Origin of the sequence: Mycolicibacterium sp. MU0053 (assembly GCF_963378095.1) — a bacterium.
Classification (GTDB): Bacteria; Actinomycetota; Actinomycetes; order Mycobacteriales; family Mycobacteriaceae; genus Mycobacterium; species Mycobacterium burgundiense.
The window spans coordinates 2,927,468-2,942,648 of sequence record NZ_OY726397.1; the positions used below are offsets into that span (position 1 = coordinate 2,927,468).

14 protein-coding genes are annotated in these 15,181 nt (G+C 69.8%); 9 read left to right on the top strand and 5 right to left on the bottom strand.

Annotated elements, in window-relative coordinates; translation table 11 throughout:
• Window positions 1-16 precede the first annotated feature (16 nt).
• The 3 genes from RCP80_RS13565 (at window position 17) to RCP80_RS13575 (ending at window position 2,710) form a co-directional block, all read left to right on the top strand.
• Window positions 17-925, top strand: a complete 909-nt coding sequence (locus RCP80_RS13565) for an ABC transporter ATP-binding protein (RefSeq protein ID WP_308482837.1) — start codon at window positions 17-19, stop codon at window positions 923-925.
• Window positions 922-1,698: an ABC transporter permease gene (locus RCP80_RS13570; protein WP_308478164.1), complete on the top strand. Its 777-nt coding sequence runs from the start codon at window positions 922-924 to the stop codon at window positions 1,696-1,698. The genes RCP80_RS13565 and RCP80_RS13570 overlap by 4 nt, the downstream gene beginning before the upstream one ends.
• A gap of 67 nt (window positions 1,699-1,765) precedes the next feature.
• The gene (locus tag RCP80_RS13575; protein ID WP_308478165.1) at window positions 1,766-2,710 is read left to right on the top strand and encodes a COX15/CtaA family protein; all 945 of its coding nucleotides are present in this window, start codon (window positions 1,766-1,768) and stop codon (window positions 2,708-2,710) included.
• Here the strand turns inward: RCP80_RS13575 and RCP80_RS13580 are convergent.
• Window positions 2,660-3,595 carry an ATP-grasp domain-containing protein gene (locus tag RCP80_RS13580; protein WP_308478166.1) on the bottom strand — a complete coding sequence of 312 codons (936 nt, stop codon included), beginning with the start codon at window positions 3,593-3,595 and terminating at the stop codon, window positions 2,660-2,662. The genes RCP80_RS13575 and RCP80_RS13580 overlap by 51 nt on opposite strands.
• A 30-nt stretch (window positions 3,596-3,625) precedes the next feature.
• On the opposite strand from RCP80_RS13580, the gene RCP80_RS13585 reads away from it, so the two are divergent.
• Window positions 3,626-4,600, top strand: coding sequence for a quinone oxidoreductase family protein (locus tag RCP80_RS13585; RefSeq protein ID WP_308478167.1), 975 nt, complete (start codon window positions 3,626-3,628; stop codon window positions 4,598-4,600).
• Window positions 4,601-4,612: 12 nt separating this feature from the next.
• Here the strand turns inward: RCP80_RS13585 and RCP80_RS13590 are convergent, their stop codons facing one another.
• Complete coding sequence (locus tag RCP80_RS13590) at window positions 4,613-5,536, bottom strand: heme o synthase (RefSeq protein WP_308478168.1); 924 nt, start codon at window positions 5,534-5,536, stop codon at window positions 4,613-4,615.
• Window positions 5,537-5,738: 202 nt separating this feature from the next.
• On the opposite strand from RCP80_RS13590, the gene tkt reads away from it, so the two are divergent.
• The 5 genes from tkt to pgl are packed head-to-tail and all read left to right on the top strand — an operon-like array spanning window position 5,739 to window position 12,201.
• Window positions 5,739-7,838: a transketolase gene (tkt, locus tag RCP80_RS13595; RefSeq protein WP_308478169.1), complete on the top strand. Its 2,100-nt coding sequence runs from the start codon at window positions 5,739-5,741 to the stop codon at window positions 7,836-7,838.
• Between the two features lie 10 nt (window positions 7,839-7,848).
• Window positions 7,849-8,988: a transaldolase gene (tal, locus tag RCP80_RS13600; RefSeq protein ID WP_308478170.1), complete on the top strand. Its 1,140-nt coding sequence runs from the start codon at window positions 7,849-7,851 to the stop codon at window positions 8,986-8,988.
• Window positions 8,985-10,538, top strand: a complete 1,554-nt coding sequence (gene zwf, locus RCP80_RS13605; RefSeq protein ID WP_308478171.1) for a glucose-6-phosphate dehydrogenase — start codon at window positions 8,985-8,987, stop codon at window positions 10,536-10,538. Before tal ends, zwf begins: the two co-directional genes overlap by 4 nt.
• Entirely contained in the window at window positions 10,535-11,446 is a 912-nt protein-coding gene (opcA, locus tag RCP80_RS13610; protein WP_308478172.1) for a glucose-6-phosphate dehydrogenase assembly protein OpcA, read from the top strand. The genes zwf and opcA overlap by 4 nt, the downstream gene beginning before the upstream one ends.
• Window positions 11,443-12,201, top strand: coding sequence for a 6-phosphogluconolactonase (gene pgl, locus RCP80_RS13615; protein ID WP_308478173.1), 759 nt, complete (start codon window positions 11,443-11,445; stop codon window positions 12,199-12,201). The genes opcA and pgl overlap by 4 nt, the downstream gene beginning before the upstream one ends.
• A 3-nt stretch (window positions 12,202-12,204) precedes the next feature.
• On the opposite strand, the gene RCP80_RS13620 is transcribed toward pgl, so the two are convergent.
• From RCP80_RS13620 to RCP80_RS13630, 3 genes are read right to left on the bottom strand one after another with little or no spacing between them, the layout of a single operon-like run.
• Window positions 12,205-12,864: a LutC/YkgG family protein gene (locus RCP80_RS13620; protein WP_308478174.1), complete on the bottom strand. Its 660-nt coding sequence runs from the start codon at window positions 12,862-12,864 to the stop codon at window positions 12,205-12,207.
• On the bottom strand, window positions 12,861-14,393 hold the full coding sequence (locus tag RCP80_RS13625) for a lactate utilization protein B (protein WP_308478175.1): 1,533 nt from the start codon (window positions 14,391-14,393) through the stop codon (window positions 12,861-12,863). The genes RCP80_RS13620 and RCP80_RS13625 overlap by 4 nt, the downstream gene beginning before the upstream one ends.
• Entirely contained in the window at window positions 14,390-15,157 is a 768-nt protein-coding gene (locus tag RCP80_RS13630; protein WP_308478176.1) for a (Fe-S)-binding protein, read from the bottom strand. Before RCP80_RS13630 ends, RCP80_RS13625 begins: the two co-directional genes overlap by 4 nt.
• Between the last annotated feature and the right edge of the window lie 24 nt (window positions 15,158-15,181).

Genomic DNA, 15,181 nt, shown 5'->3' on the forward strand with positions numbered 1-15,181 from the left:
CACCGCCCCGCTTCCGCTGCGGCTGCGCGGGGTCACCAAAAGCTACGGAGCCACCGCGGCCGTGTCGGGGTTCGACCTCGACGTGCAACGCGCCGAAGTGCTCGCGCTGCTCGGACCCAACGGCGCCGGCAAGACCACCACCGTCGAGATGTGCGAGGGCTTCATCCGTCCCGACGCCGGGACCATCGAGGTGCTCGGACTCGACCCGTTCACCGACAACGCGCAGCTGCGAGCCCGGATCGGGGTGATGTTGCAGGGTGGCGGCGGCTACCCCGCGGCGCGGGCCGGCGAGATGCTCAACCTGGTCGCCGCGTATGCCGCCGACCCGCTGGATCCGGCCTGGCTGCTCCACACGCTCGGTCTCGCCGACTCGGCGCGCACCACCTACCGCCGACTCTCCGGCGGTCAGCAGCAGCGGCTGGCCCTGGCGTGCGCCCTGGTGGGCCGCCCCGAATTGGTCTTCCTCGACGAGCCGACCGCCGGGTTGGACGCCCACGCCCGGCTGGTGGTGTGGGAGTTGATCAACGCCCTGCGGCGGGACGGCGTGACGATCGTGCTGACGACGCATCACCTGCAGGAGGCCGAGGAACTCGCGGATCGGATCGTGATCATCGACCGCGGCCGGCAGGTGGCCGCGGGCACCCCCGCCGAGTTGACCCGTGCCGGGGCCGAGGGGCAGCTGCGGTTCCGGGCACCCCACAAGTTGGACCTGGCGCTGCTGATCTCGGCGCTGCCGGAGAACTATCGGGCGGCCGAGGTGGCCGCCGGTGAGTATTTGGTCGAGGGCCCCATCGAACCGCAGGTGCTGGCAACGGTCACCGCGTGGTGCGCGCGGCTGAACGTGCTGGCCACCGATATGCGGGTCGAGCAGCGCAGCCTGGAGGACGTCTTCCTCGACCTCACCGGACGGGAGTTGCGGCAATGAGCGAAACGCTGTTCCCAGCAGGAACATTCACCCCGGATCCGCGACCGAACACGGTCGCCAGGATGCTGTTTGCGCAATTCGGCCTCGAACTCAAGCTGTTGTTGCGCAACGGCGAGCAGCTGCTGTTGACCATGTTCATCCCGATCACCCTGCTGGTGGGCCTGGTCCTGCTGCCACTGGGATCCTTCGGCGACGACCGCCCGGCGGTGTTCGTGCCGGCCATCATGGCGCTGGCGCTGATCTCGACCGCCTTCACCGGGCAGGCCATCGCGGTGGCCTTCGACCGGCGCTACGGCGCCCTCAAACGCCTGGGCGCGACCGCGCTGCCGGTGTGGGGCATCATCGCCGGCAAGTCGATGGCCGTGGTCGCGGTGGTGTTCCTGCAGGCGGTGCTGCTGGGCGGCATCGGATTGGCGCTGGGCTGGCGGCCGGACCCGATGGGGTTGCTGTTGGGTGCGGTCATCATCGCGCTCGGCACCGTCTGCTTCGCCGCGCTCGGCCTGCTGTTGGGCGGGACCCTGCGCGCCGAGATCGTGCTGGCCGCCGCCAACCTGTTGTGGTTCGTGTTCGCGGGCTTCGGCGCGCTGACGCTGGAGACCGAGGCCGTTCCCACCGCGTTGCAGTGGATCGCCCGCCTCACCCCGGCCGGCGCGCTCACCGAGTCGCTGACCCAGGCCATGACGGTGTCGGTGGACTGGTTCGGGGTCGCGGTGCTCACGGTGTGGGGCGTGCTGGCCGCGGTGTGCGCGGTGCGCTGGTTCCGCTTCACCTGATCGCCGGGAACCGCCGGCGTCCCAGCCCTTACTACGAGCTGTAGTTGGCGTCCTCTAGTCTTGGGCGGTGTTCTTCCGTCGGCTGGTCGACCTGCTGCCCTATCCCAGCCTGCGCGTGCAGCGCATCGTCGCGGCCCTGGTCATCCTGACCCAGGGCGGCATCGCGGTCACCGGCGCCGTCGTGCGGGTCACCGCCTCCGGGCTCGGCTGCCCCACCTGGCCGCAGTGCTTCCCGGGCAGCTTCACCCCCGTCCCGCACCCCGAAGTGGCCCGCATCCATCAGATGGTCGAGTTCGGCAACCGGCTCATCACGTTCGCGGTGGTACTCACCGCCATCGCCGCGGTGCTGGTGGTGCTGCGGGCCCGCCGCCGGCGCGAGGTACTGGTCTACGCCTGGCTGATGCCCGCCTCGACCGTGGTCCAGGCCGTGATCGGCGGCATCACCGTCCTCACCGGCCTGCTCTGGTGGACCGTCGCGATCCATCTGCTGGCCTCGATGGCCATGGTCTGGCTGGCCGTGCTGCTCTACGTCAAGATCGGCGAACCCGATGCCGGCGTGGTCCGGCACGTCGTGCCGAAACCGTTGCGGCAGTTGACCGTCCTGAGCGGGATCGCGCTGGCCGCGGTATTGGTGACCGGCACCCTGGTCACCGCCGCCGGTCCGCATGCCGGCGACAAGAGCATCGATCGCCCGGTGGCGCGGCTGCAGATCGAGATCGTCGCGCTGGTGCACGCGCACTCGTCGCTGCTGGTCGCCTACCTGGCACTGCTGGTCGGGCTCGGCTTCGGACTGCTGGCCGTGCGGGCGTCCCGGGCGGTGCTGACCCGACTGACCGTCCTGCTGGTGCTGGTGTTCGCCCAGGCCGCGCTGGGCGCCGTCCAATTCTTCGCAGGCGTGCCGGCCGCGCTGGTCGCGCTGCACGTGGCCGGTGCCGCGGTCTGCACGGCGGCCACCGCCGCGCTATGGGCGTCGATGCGAGAGCGGACCGAGCCCGAGCCGGTCCAGGGCTGAGCCCACCGCGAGCGCAAACCGGCGCTGCTGACGCGCGCGGGTCACGGCATCGAGCTGTTGCCAGCCCAGTCCCGGCTCGACGAGCTCGAGCTCCAGCAGCACCGGGTCGCTGCGGCCGATGAGGTCGACCCGGGCGTAGAGGAAGTCCGAGCTCGGCACGCCCAGCCGGGCGGCGGCCGCCGCCAACGCGGTCTGCGCGACGTCCCAGAGCTCGAAGTCGGGATCGGCCGGCGCCAGCACCTCCGCCGCGTAGCTGCCCGATGCGTCGAGCGCGGGCCGCCGACCCGGCGCCGGCAGCATCGGCGCCTTGGTGAAGGCGTGGGACGGCTCACCGGCGAGAAACACCAGCGCGGTCTCCCCGTCCTCGATCCGCGGGTCGTAGGTCTGCACCAGCACCGTGGCCCCCGCCTCCTGCAGCGTCGCCGCGTGGTCACGGGCCGCGTTGTGATCGGTGAACCGTTGCGCGCCAACGGATCCGGCCCCAACCGCGGGCTTGACCACGACCTCACCGGCCGGCAGGTGTAGCAACTGCCCCGGCGCGAAGAACTCGCTCTCGCACACCGGCACACCGGCGACGGCGAGGTCGTGCAGATAGATCTTGTCGGTGTTCCAGGCCACCACCTCGGGTGCGTTGAGCAGGTTGGGCACCCGGTGCGTCCAGGCCAGGAACTCCTCAAGGCGCTCGGTGTAGTCCCACGTCGCCCGCAGGATGACCAGATCGGCAGTCAGCGTCGCCGGATCGTCCCAGGCCCGCCAGCGCGCGGACAGCCCCTGGGCGCGCAGCGCGGCGACCAGACCGTCGTCGTCGCCATCCCCCTCGACCAGCTTCGAACATCCGGCCAGCACGATCTTCGGGTGGAAGAGATCCGGACGGGCCAGTTTCATGCGGTCATCACGTCAAGGATGATAGTCAGCATGGATGCGATCGAAGTTGCCGAAACCGGCGGGCCCGAAGTACTGACACTCGTCGACAAGCCGCAGCCGGCGCCGGCACCCGGTGAGGTTCTGATCAAGGCCGACGCGATCGGCGTCAACTTTATCGACACCTATTTCCGGTCCGGGCTGTACCCGCGTCCGGTGCCGTTCGTGGTCGGCACCGAGGTGTGTGGCACGGTCGCGGCCGTGGGCGCCGATGTGGCCGCGCTCTCGGTCGGCGATCGGGTCGTGACGGCCAATGCCGACGGCGCCTACGCCGAATATTGCACCGCGCCCGCGGATTTCGTGGCCTATGTGCCCGACTCGGTACCCTCCGACGCGGTCGCCTCGGCGCTGCTCAAGGGGATGACCGCGCACTATCTGATCAAGTCGGTCTATCCGGTGCAACCCTCGGACACCGTGCTGGTGCACGCCGGCGCCGGCGGGGTGGGCCTGATCCTGACCCAGTGGGCCACCAGCATCGGCACCAAGGTCATCAGCACGGCATCCACCCCGGAAAAGGCCGCCCTGGCGCGGCAGGCCGGCGCGATCGAGGTGCTCGAATATCCGGAGGATCCCGCGAAGTTCGCCGCCCAGGTCCGCGACCTCACCGGCGGCCGGGGCGTGCAGGCGGTCTACGACGGCGTCGGCCAGACCACCTTCGACGCCAGCCTGGCCAGCCTGGCGGTGCGCGGCACGCTGGCGCTGTTCGGGGCGGCCAGCGGACCGGTCCCGCCGGTGGACCCGCAGCGCCTCAACGCGGCGGGCTCGGTGTTCCTGACCCGCCCGAAGCTGGGCGACTTCACCCGCAGCTCCGACGAGTTCGCCTGGCGTGCCGGCGAGTTGATGGAGGCGATCGCGGCCGGGTCCATCACGGTGACCGTCAGCGCCCGGTATCCGCTGGCCGAGGCCGAACAGGCCCACCGCGACCTGCAGGGGCGCAAGACCGTCGGCTCCATTGTGCTGGTGCCCTGAGCCGGCGACGGGTCAGAACAGCTCGAGCAGGGTGGGCAACGCCAACGCGGAGTCGACCGCCAGCGCGCAGAACACCGCGGCCAGATAGTTGTTCGACTGCAGGAACAGCTTCAGCGGCTTGACCGGCCGCCCGCGCCGCACCCCGGCATAGAGTTGGTGGGCCATCACCAGGAACCACGCCCCGGCCAGACCCGCCACCGCGGCGTACAGCCAACCGGCCGCGGGGGCCAACGCCAGCGTGGCGAGCACGGTCAACCAGGTGTAGATCAGGATCTGCAGGGTCACCTGCTTCTCGGTGGCCACGGCCGGCAGCATCGGCACGCCGGCCGCCTTGTAGTCGTCCTTGTAGCGCATCGCCAGCGCCCAGGTGTGCGGCGGCGTCCAGAAGAAGATGATCAGGAACATCACCAGCGCGGGCCACTGGATGGTCCCGGTAACGGCGGACCAGCCGATCATCACCGGCATGCACCCTGCCGCGCCGCCCCAGACCACGTTCTGGGCCGTGCGCCGCTTGAGCAGCAGCGTGTAGATGAAGACGTAGAACGCGATGGTGACGACGGCGAGGACGCCCGAGAGCAGGTTGGTGGTCCACCACAACCAGAAGAACGAGCCGACCGAGAGCAACAGGCCGAAGATCAGCGCGTGGCGGGTGGGCACCGTCGCGCGGACCAGCGGCCGCAGCGCAGTGCGCTTCATGACCTTGTCGATGTCGGCGTCGGCCACGCAGTTGAGCGTGTTGGCGCCGGCGGCGGCCATCATGCCGCCGATCAACGTGTTCAGGATCAGCAGCGGGTTCACGGTGCCGCGGTCGGCCAACAGCATCGCCGGAATGGCCGTGACCAGCAGCAGCTCGATGACCCGCGGCTTGGTAAGCGCAATATACGCGAGCACCTTGGTGCGGATCTGGCTCGGCGCGACGCGCTCGCGGATGCTCACGCAGTTAACTCCTAATCACAGGCGATGGTCGCGGCAGCCTCGCAACTTCTACTACCGACGATGGTAGACCGTTGCGCCGAGTCGGCGGCATCGTGGGTCGTTTCGCCAAGCCGCCCTGCCGCCACCCGCGGTCTCGCACTAGGGTTGGGTAGGCTGCCCGCCCGCCGCAACACGCCCTGTCCTGCACCGCAAGGAGCTAGTTTTGACCACAGCCGAAGAGATCGCCAGCCTCACCGAACCGAACCACCCGGACGACTGGACCGAAGTGGATTCCCGGGCGGTCGACACCGTGCGGGTGCTGGCCGCCGACGCGGTCCAGAAGGTGGGCAACGGCCACCCCGGCACTGCCATGAGCCTGGCCCCGTTGGCGTACACGCTGTTCCAGCGGCAGCTGCGGCACGACCCCTCCGACCCGCACTGGCTGGGCCGGGACCGCTTCATCCTGTCCTGCGGCCACTCCAGCCTCACCCTGTACCTGCAGCTCTACCTGGGCGGCTTCGGGCTCGAGCTCTCCGACATCGAGGCGCTGCGGACCTGGGGTTCCAAGACACCGGGTCACCCCGAGTTCCGCCACACCAAGGCCGTCGAGATCACCACCGGACCGCTGGGTCAGGGCCTCGCGTCGGCCGTCGGCATGGCGATGGCCGCCCGCTATGAGCGGGGCCTGTTCGATCCCGACACCGCAGCCGGGGCGAGCCCGTTCGATCACTTCATCTACGTGATCGCCTCGGACGGCGACATCGAAGAGGGCGTCACCAGCGAGGCCTCGTCGCTGGCCGGCACGCAGCAGCTCGGCAACCTCATCGTGTTCTACGACAAGAACCACATCTCGATCGAGCACGACACCAACATCGCGCTCACCGAGGACGTCAGCGCCCGGTACCGGGCCTACGGCTGGCATGTGCAGGACGTGGTGGGCGGCGAGAACGTGGTCGGGATCGAGGAGGCCATCGCGGCGGCCAAGCAGGTCACCGACAAGCCGTCGTTGATCGCGCTGCGGACCGTCATCGGCTACCCGGCGCCGACCAAGATGAACACCGGCGGGATCCACGGCTCGGCGCTGGGCGCCGACGAGGTGGCCGCGGTCAAGAAGATCCTGGGCTTCGACCCCGAGCAGAACTTCGAGGTCAGCGAAGACGTCATCACCCACACCCGCGGCCTGGTGGCCCGCGGCAAGGAGGTCCGCGAGGCCTGGCAGCAGGACTTCGACGCCTGGGCGCAGCGCGAACCCGAGCGCAAGCAGCTGCTCGACCGGCTGCTGGCCAATGAGCTGCCCGAGGGCTGGGACGCCGACCTCACGCACTGGGAGCCCGGTTCCAAGGCGGTGGCGACCCGCGCGGCGTTCGGTCAGGTGCTCAACGACACCGCGCCCAAGCTGCCGGAGCTCTGGGGCGGGTCCGCCGACTTGGCGGGCAGCAACAACACCACCATCAAGGACGCGAAGTCCTTTGGGCCGCCCTCGATCTCGACGGCCGACTTCACCGCCGAGCCCTACGGCCGGGTGCTGCACTTCGGCGTCCGCGAACACGCGATGGGTTCGGTGCTGTCCGGGATCGTGCTGCACGGCCCCACCCGGGCCTTCGGCGGCACGTTCCTGCAGTTCTCCGACTACATGCGGCCCGCGGTGCGCCTGGCGGCCTTGATGGACATCGACACCATCTACATCTGGACCCACGATTCCATCGGTCTCGGTGAGGACGGCCCCACCCACCAGCCCATCGAACACCTGGCCGCGCTGCGCGCCATCCCGCAGCTCGCGGTCGTGCGGCCCGCCGATCCCAATGAGACCGCCTACGCCTGGCGCAGCATCATCGCGCGCGGCAACGGCAGCGGTCCGGTCGGATTCATCCTGACCCGTCAGGGCGTGCCGGTGCTCGACGGCACCGACAACGACGGCGTGGCCCGCGGCGCCTACGTGCTCGGTAACCCGCCGGCCGACGAGGTCCGCGACGCCGACGTCCTGATCATCGCCACGGGCTCGGAGGTGCAGATCGCCGTCGAGGCCCAGCAGCAGCTCGCGGCCGAGGACATCGTGGCCTGCGTGGTGTCGATGCCATGCGTCGAGTGGTTCGAGAAGCAGCCGGTGGAGTACCGCAATTCGGTACTGCCGCCGGAGGTCTCGGCGCGGGTGGCCGTCGAGGCGGGCATCGCGATGCCCTGGCACAAATGGGTCGGCGACACCGGCGAGATCGTCTCGATCGAGCACTACGGCGAATCCGCCGACGACAAGACCCTGTTCCGCGAGTTCGGCTTCACCCCGGAGAACGTCGTCGCCGCCGCGAAACGCGCACTGGACAACTAGGAGCAACATCATGACCCAGAACCCGAACCTCGCGGCGCTGAGTGCCGCCGGAGTTTCCGTATGGCTCGACGACCTGTCCCGCGAGCTGCTGCAGACCGGCAAACTGCAGGAACTCGTCGACACCCGCAGCGTCGTGGGCATCACCACCAACCCGTCGATCTTCCAGGCCGCGCTGTCGGCCGGCACGGCCTACGACGCGCAGGTCGCCGAGTTGGCCGAGCGTGGCGCCGACGTGGACGCCACCATCCGCACCGTCACCACCGATGACGTCCGCAACGCCTGCGATCTGCTGGCCAAGGTCCATGAGCGCTCCGACGGAATCGACGGGCGGGTGTCGATCGAGGTGGATCCCCGCCTCGCACACGACACCGACAAGACCGTCCTGCAGGCCATCGAGCTGTGGAAGATCGTCGACCGGCCCAACCTGCTGATCAAGATCCCGGCCACGCTGGCGGGTCTGCCCGCGATCACCGCCGTGATCGCCGAAGGCATCTCGGTCAACGTCACGCTGATCTTCTCGGTGGAGCGCCACCGCGCGGTCATGGACGCCTACCTGGCGGGCCTGGAGAAGGCCAAGGAGGCCGGGCACGACCTGTCCAAGATCCACTCGGTGGCCTCGTTCTTCGTCTCCCGGGTGGACACCGAGATCGACAAGCGGCTGGAGCAGCTGGCCGCCGAGACCAAGCGTCCGGGCACCCTGGATGCGGCCGGTAAGGCCGGGGTCGCCAACGCCCGGCTCGCCTACGCGGCCTATCAGGAGGTCTTCGAGCAGGGCAGCCGCTTTGCCGCACTGCAGGCCGAGGGCGCGCGGGTGCAGCGGCCGCTGTGGGCGTCGACGGGCGTGAAGAACCCCGACTACCCCGACACCCTCTATGTGACTCAGCTGGTCGCCCCCAACACCGTCAACACCATGCCGGAGAAGACCATGGAAGCGGTCGCCGACCACGGCGAGATCACCGGCGACACCGTCACCGGGACGGCCGAGACCGCCAAGATCGTGTTCGACAAGCTGGCGGCGATCGGCATCGACCTCCCCGACGTCTTCAAGCAGCTCGAGGACGAGGGCGTCCAGAAATTCGAGCAGTCCTGGCAGGAACTGATCGAGGCCACCCAGGCTCAACTGGACGAGAAAAGCCCCAAGCAGCAATGAGCGAGGCCGCCGGGACGGCGTGGGTCAATCCGCTGCGCGACAAGCGCGACAAGCGGATGCCCCGGATTGCGGGGCCCTGCGCGGTGGTGATCTTCGGGGTCACCGGCGATCTTGCCCGCAAGAAGCTGATGCCGGCGATCTACGATCTGGCCAACCGCGGACTGTTGCCGCCGCAATTCGCGCTGGTCGGATTCGCCCGGCGGGAATGGGCCGACGAGGACTTCGGCAAAGAGGTCTACGACGCGGTCAAGCAGCACGCCCGAACCCCTTTCCACCAGGAGGTCTGGGACCGGCTGTCGGAGGGGATCCGGTTCGTGCAGGGCGATTTCAGCGACGACACCGCCTTCGAGCGGCTCGCCGAAACCCTGCACAAGCTCGACAAGGAGCGCGGCACCGGCGGCAATCACGCGTTCTACCTGTCGATCCCGCCCGGGGCGTTCCCGGTGGTCTGCGAGAAGTTGTCGGCGTTCGGGCTGGCCCGCGAAACCGACGGCTGCTGGAACCGGGTGGTCATCGAGAAGCCGTTCGGACACGACCTGGCCAGCGCCGAATCGCTCAACACGGTGGTCAACGGGGTGTTTCCGGAGTCGTCGGTGTTCCGCATCGACCACTACTTGGGCAAGGAGACCGTGCAGAACCTGTTGGCGCTGCGGTTCGCCAACACCATGTTCGAACCGATCTGGAACGCCCACTACGTCGACCATGTCCAGATCACCATGGCCGAGGACATCGGATTGGGCGGTCGCGCAGGCTATTACGACGGTATCGGCGCGGCGCGCGATGTCATCCAGAACCACCTGCTGCAACTGCTCGCGCTGACCGCGATGGAAGAACCGGTGAACTTCTCCCCCGCGGAGTTGCAGGCCGAGAAGATCAAGGTGCTCTCGGCGACCCGACTGGCCGAACCCCTGGACCAGACCACTTCCCGCGGGCAGTACACCGCCGGCTGGCAGGGCAGCGAGCAGGTGGTGGGCCTGCTCGATGAAGACGGATTCTCCCAGACCTCCACCACCGAGACGTTCGCCGCGATCACCCTCGACGTCGACACCCGCCGCTGGGCCGGGGTGCCGTTCTATCTGCGAACCGGGAAACGCTTGGGCCGCAGGGTCACCGAGATCGCCCTGATATTCAAGCGTGCCCCGCATCTGCCCTTCGACGCGACGATGACCGAGGAACTGGGCCAGAACGCGCTCGTCATCCGGGTGCAACCGGACGAGGGCATCACGCTGCGGTTCGGTTCCAAGGTGCCCGGCAATCGGATGGAGGTCCGCGACGTCAACATGGACTTCTCCTACGGTTCGGCGTTCGCCGAGGAGTCCCCCGAGGCCTACGAACGGCTCATCCTCGACGTGCTGCTGGGTGAGCCCTCGCTGTTCCCCGTCAACGAGGAGGTCGAATTGGCCTGGAAGATCCTCGATCCGGTGCTGGCGAACTGGGCTCGGATCGATGCGGCAGGGGCCGCCCCCGAGCCCTACCCGTCGGGCAGCTGGGGACCGGAGTCCGCCTTCGACATGCTGCATCGCGCCGGCCGGGAATGGCGGCGGCCGTGATACTCGATCTGCCGAACACCACCACCAACGATGTCAACAAGAAGATCGTCGAACTCCGCGAGGAGGGCGGCGCGGTCACCATGGGGCGCGTCCTGACCCTGGTGATCGCCCCAGATACCGAGGCAGCGCTGGAAGAGTCGATCGAGGCCGCCAACTACGCCAGTCGCGAGCACCCGTGCCGGGTCATCGTGGTCGGCCCGGCGGATCCGGATGCCGCCGAGCCCCGGCTCGATGCGCAGATCCGGGTCGGCGCCGACGCCGGCGCCGGCGAGGTAGTGGTGCTGCGGCTGTCCGGACCGCTGGCCGAACACGCCAGCAACGTGGTGATCCCGTTCCTGTTGCCCGATACCCCGGTGGTGGCCTGGTGGCCCGACGAGGCGCCGGCGGTCCCCGCCGAAGATCCGTTGGGCAAGTTGGCCATTCGCCGCATCACCGACGCGTCCAACTGTGTCGACTCGCTCGCGGCGATCAAGAGCCGACTGGCCGGATACACCGCCGGCGACACCGACCTGTCGTGGAGCCGGATCACCTACTGGCGCGCCCTGCTGGCCGCGGCCATCGACCTGGCACCGCACGAGCCGATCCGCTCGGCGGTGGTGTCCGGGCGGGCCGCCGAACCCGCGCTCGACATCCTCGCGGGCTGGCTGGCCACCCGGATCGAGGGATCGGTGACCCGCGCGACCGGTGCGCTGTTCGTGGAGTTGGTGCGGGACTCGGAGACCATCAACCTCAGCCGTCCGCAGGACGGCACCACCGCGACACTGCAGCGCACCGCTCGTCCCGACGCGCTGTTACCGTTGGCGCGGCGTGCGACACGCGACTGCCTGGCCGAGGACATGCGCCGACTCGACCCGGACGAGATCTTTCACGGCGCCCTACAGGGCCTGGCCCAGGTGGACTATCCATGAGTACTAGCGCTTCCGGGACCGTCATCGAGACCTACGTAGATCCCGACCAATTGGCCAGTGCCGCCGGTGCCCGCCTGGTCGGTGCGATCACGTCGGCGATCGCCGCTCGGGGCCGGGCCCACATCGTGCTCACCGGCGGTGGCACCGGCACCGCGCTGCTGCGCCATGTCGCCGAGCACGGGCTGGAGATCGATTGGTCTGTCGTGCACCTGTTCTGGGGTGACGAGCGCTACCTGCCCGAGAACGACGACGAGCGCAACGCCAAGCAGGCGCGCGAGGCGCTGCTGGAGCGCATCGACATCCCGGCCCGCAACGTGCACCAGATGCCGGCCGCCGACGGCGAATTCGGGGCCGACATCGCCGCCGCCGCGCTGGCCTACGAGCAGGTGCTGGCGGCCAACGCCCCCGACGGGGCAGCCACCCCCGAGTTCGACGTGCACCTGCTGGGCATGGGCGGCGAGGGCCACATCAACTCGCTGTTCCCCGACACCGCCGCCGTCCGCGAGGACTCCCGGATGGTGGTCGCGGTGACCGACTCCCCCAAACCGCCGCCCCAACGAATCACGCTGACGCTGCCCGCGATTCAGCGCTCACGGGAGGTGTGGTTGGTGGTCTCCGGCGCGGGTAAGGCCGACGCCGTGGCGGCCGCGGTCGGCGGTGCCGACCCGGTCGACATTCCGGCGGCGGGCGCCCGCGGCCGCGGGCAAACGGTCTGGCTGCTCGACGAGGCCGCGGCGGCCAAGCTCCCGCGCTAGCCCTCAGCCCGCGACGATCACGTGCAGGGTGCGTGGCCCGTGCACCCCCTCGACCCGGTCGAGTTCGATGTCGCTGGTGGCGCTGGGACCGCTGATCCAGGTCAACGGCCTGGTGTGGCGGCCGGAATCCACCAGTCGTGCAACGGCTTCGGGTACATCGCTGACAATCTGATCACTGTGCACCACACAGATGTGGACATCCGGGACCAGGCTGATCGCGCGGCGGCCCTGACCCGGCCCGTGGTCGAGCACCAGGGTGCCGGTGTTGGCGATGCCGACCGTCGCGGTGGTGACCACGGCGTCGATGCGGTCGAGTTCGGCGGCCGAGCACCGGTCGTCGAGGAGCCAGTCGGCGCCGCCCCCGCCGGCCCACCGGTCGCGGAGCGCGGCGTCGGCGATCACCGCTCCGGCGCCCGCGGTCCGCAGTGCCTCGGCGATCGCACCGGGCACCTTCTCGGGACCGACCCGCACCACCGCGGCCCGGTAGTCCGCGACCCGTTCGACGAAGCGCTGCACCACGTCCTTGTCACCGGTGGACACCGGTTGGCCGTAGTCCCACCGCACCTCGACGTCGGCGCGCGCACCGCGATCGGCCAGCGCGGCGCGGATGCGGCCCAGGATCTCGGTGCGGGCGTCCCCGGCGGCCGCCGACGCGGCGGTCATGGCTCGTCCCGTCCGCCGTCGGTGCGTTCCCACCAGGACCGAAACGATTCGGCGGGCGGCACCGGGGCGTCGCGCGCGGCCGACCAGATGCTGGCCGGCCAGGGCAACCGGCGCAGCCGTTGCTTGGCGCCGAACAGTCTGCTGCGCAACATTTTCCCGGCGAACCCGGCGAGCGTGCCGGCGGCTCCGAAGCGCCGATGGTCGGCGAAGAGCCAACTGGCGGCCCGCATCGCCAGGCCCTCTGCGTCGGGCACCCGCCCGCGCCGCTCGTCGACCACGCGGGTGCGCAGATGCACCAGCAGCGTGGGGATGTCGATCCGCACCGGGCAGACGTCGAAGCAGGCCCCGCACAGGCTCGAGGCGTACGGCAGCGATTTGTCGACCGCGCTGGCGGTGCCGCGCAGTTGCGGAGTGAGCACCGCGCCGATCGGTCCCGGATAGATCGAGCCGTACGAGTGTCCCCCGGCGCGCTCGTAGACCGGACACACGTTCAGGCACGCCGAGCAGCGGATGCAGCGCAGCGCCTGCCGCCCGACCGGGTCGGCCAGGGCGTGGGTGCGACCGTTGTCGACCAGCACGATGTGCATCTGCCGCGGGCCGTCGGCGGCGGCCGGGCCGGTCCAGATCGAGGTGTAGGGATTCTCCCGTTCCCCGGTGCTGCTGCGCGGCAACACCTGCAGGAACACCTCGAGGTCGCGCCACGACGGCAGGATCTTCTCGATGCCGACCACCGAGATCAACGTCTGCGGCAGGGTCAGACACATCCGGCCGTTGCCCTCCGATTCCACGACCACGAGGCTGCCGGTATCGGCGATCGCGAAATTGGCACCCGAAATCGCGACCTCGGCGCGCAGGAACTTCTCCCGCAGATGCAGCCGGGCGGCCTCGGCCAGCCGGCGCGGATCGTCGGTGAGGTCGTCGGGAGCCGGGCGGCCCACCGCCGCCATCTCCCGCGCGAAGATCTCGCGCACCTCGGACCGGTTGCGGTGGATCGCGGGCACCAGGATGTGGCTGGGCCAGTCGTGGCCGAGTTGCACGATGAGTTCGGCCAGGTCGGTCTCCCAGGCGTCGATGCCGGCCGCGGCCAGCGCGTCGTTGAGTTCGATCTCCTGGGTCAGCATCGACTTGACCTTGACGACCTCGCGCGGGCCCGCGGGGCTCAGCGCGGCGTCGGCCAACGCCACCACGATCCGGTTGGCCTCCTCGGCGTCGCGCGCCCAGTGCACCGTCGCCCCGGCCGCGGTGGCGTTGGCCTCGAAGGCGATCAGGTACTCGTCGAGTCGCAGCAGCGCGCGGTCCTTGACGGCCTCGGCGGCCAGCCGCAGCTCCTCCCAGTTGTCGAGTTCAGCGACCGCCGCGGCCCGCTTGGTGCGGATGGTGGCGGTGGCGTGCGCCAGGTTTCGGCGCAACACCGGGTCGTCCAGCGCGAGCTTGGCCGCAGCCTGGAAGGTCGGCAGGGGCACGGGCATCCCGAGGAACGCCGGGGTGACGCCCACATGCGGATGTCCCGGTCGCGGCGCCGCGCTCATCGGCCGTCTTCCGCGGTGGCGGCGAGCACCTGCGCCAGGTGGATGGTCCGGGGCCCGTCGCCGTGCCGGGACAATATGCCGCCGATCTGCGCCAGACACGAGTTGTCACCGGCCACAAGGAATTCCGCGGCCGTGGCACGCGCATTGCGGGCCTTGTCGACGCCCATGGCGACCGAGGTGTCGGCGTTCTTCACGGCGAAGGTGCCGCCGAAGCCGCAACACTGATCGGCCGCGGGCAGCTCGACGAGCTCGATGCCGCCGACGGCGCGCAGCAGGCGTAGCGGGCGGTCGCCGACCCGCAGCAGCCGCAGCGAGTGACAGGTCGGGTGATAGGTGACCCGGTGCGGGAAGTGGGCGCCCACCTCGGTGACGCCCAGGACGTCGACGAGGAATTCGGACAGCTCGTAGACCCGCGGCGCGACCTCGTCGACCGCGGCGCGCAGTACCGGGTCCCCGGCCCGCGCCGCGATATCGCGGTGTTGCTGCCGCACCGAGGCCACGCACGACCCCGACGGCGCGACGACGGCGTCGTACCCGGCAAAGGCGTCGACGAACCCGCGCACCGCCGGGATCGCCTCCGCTGCGTAGCCGGTGTTGGTGAACATCTGGCCGCAGCAGCTCTGCCCGGTCGGGAAGTCGACCTCGCAGCCCAGCCGGCGCAGCAGCCGCACCGTGGCCTTGAGGGTTTCGGGCCACATCACGTCGTTGAAGCAGGTGGCGAACAATGCCACCGCGGGGGTGCTCGGAGCACTGCCGGGATGCATAGGGCAATACTGCCCGACTCCGCC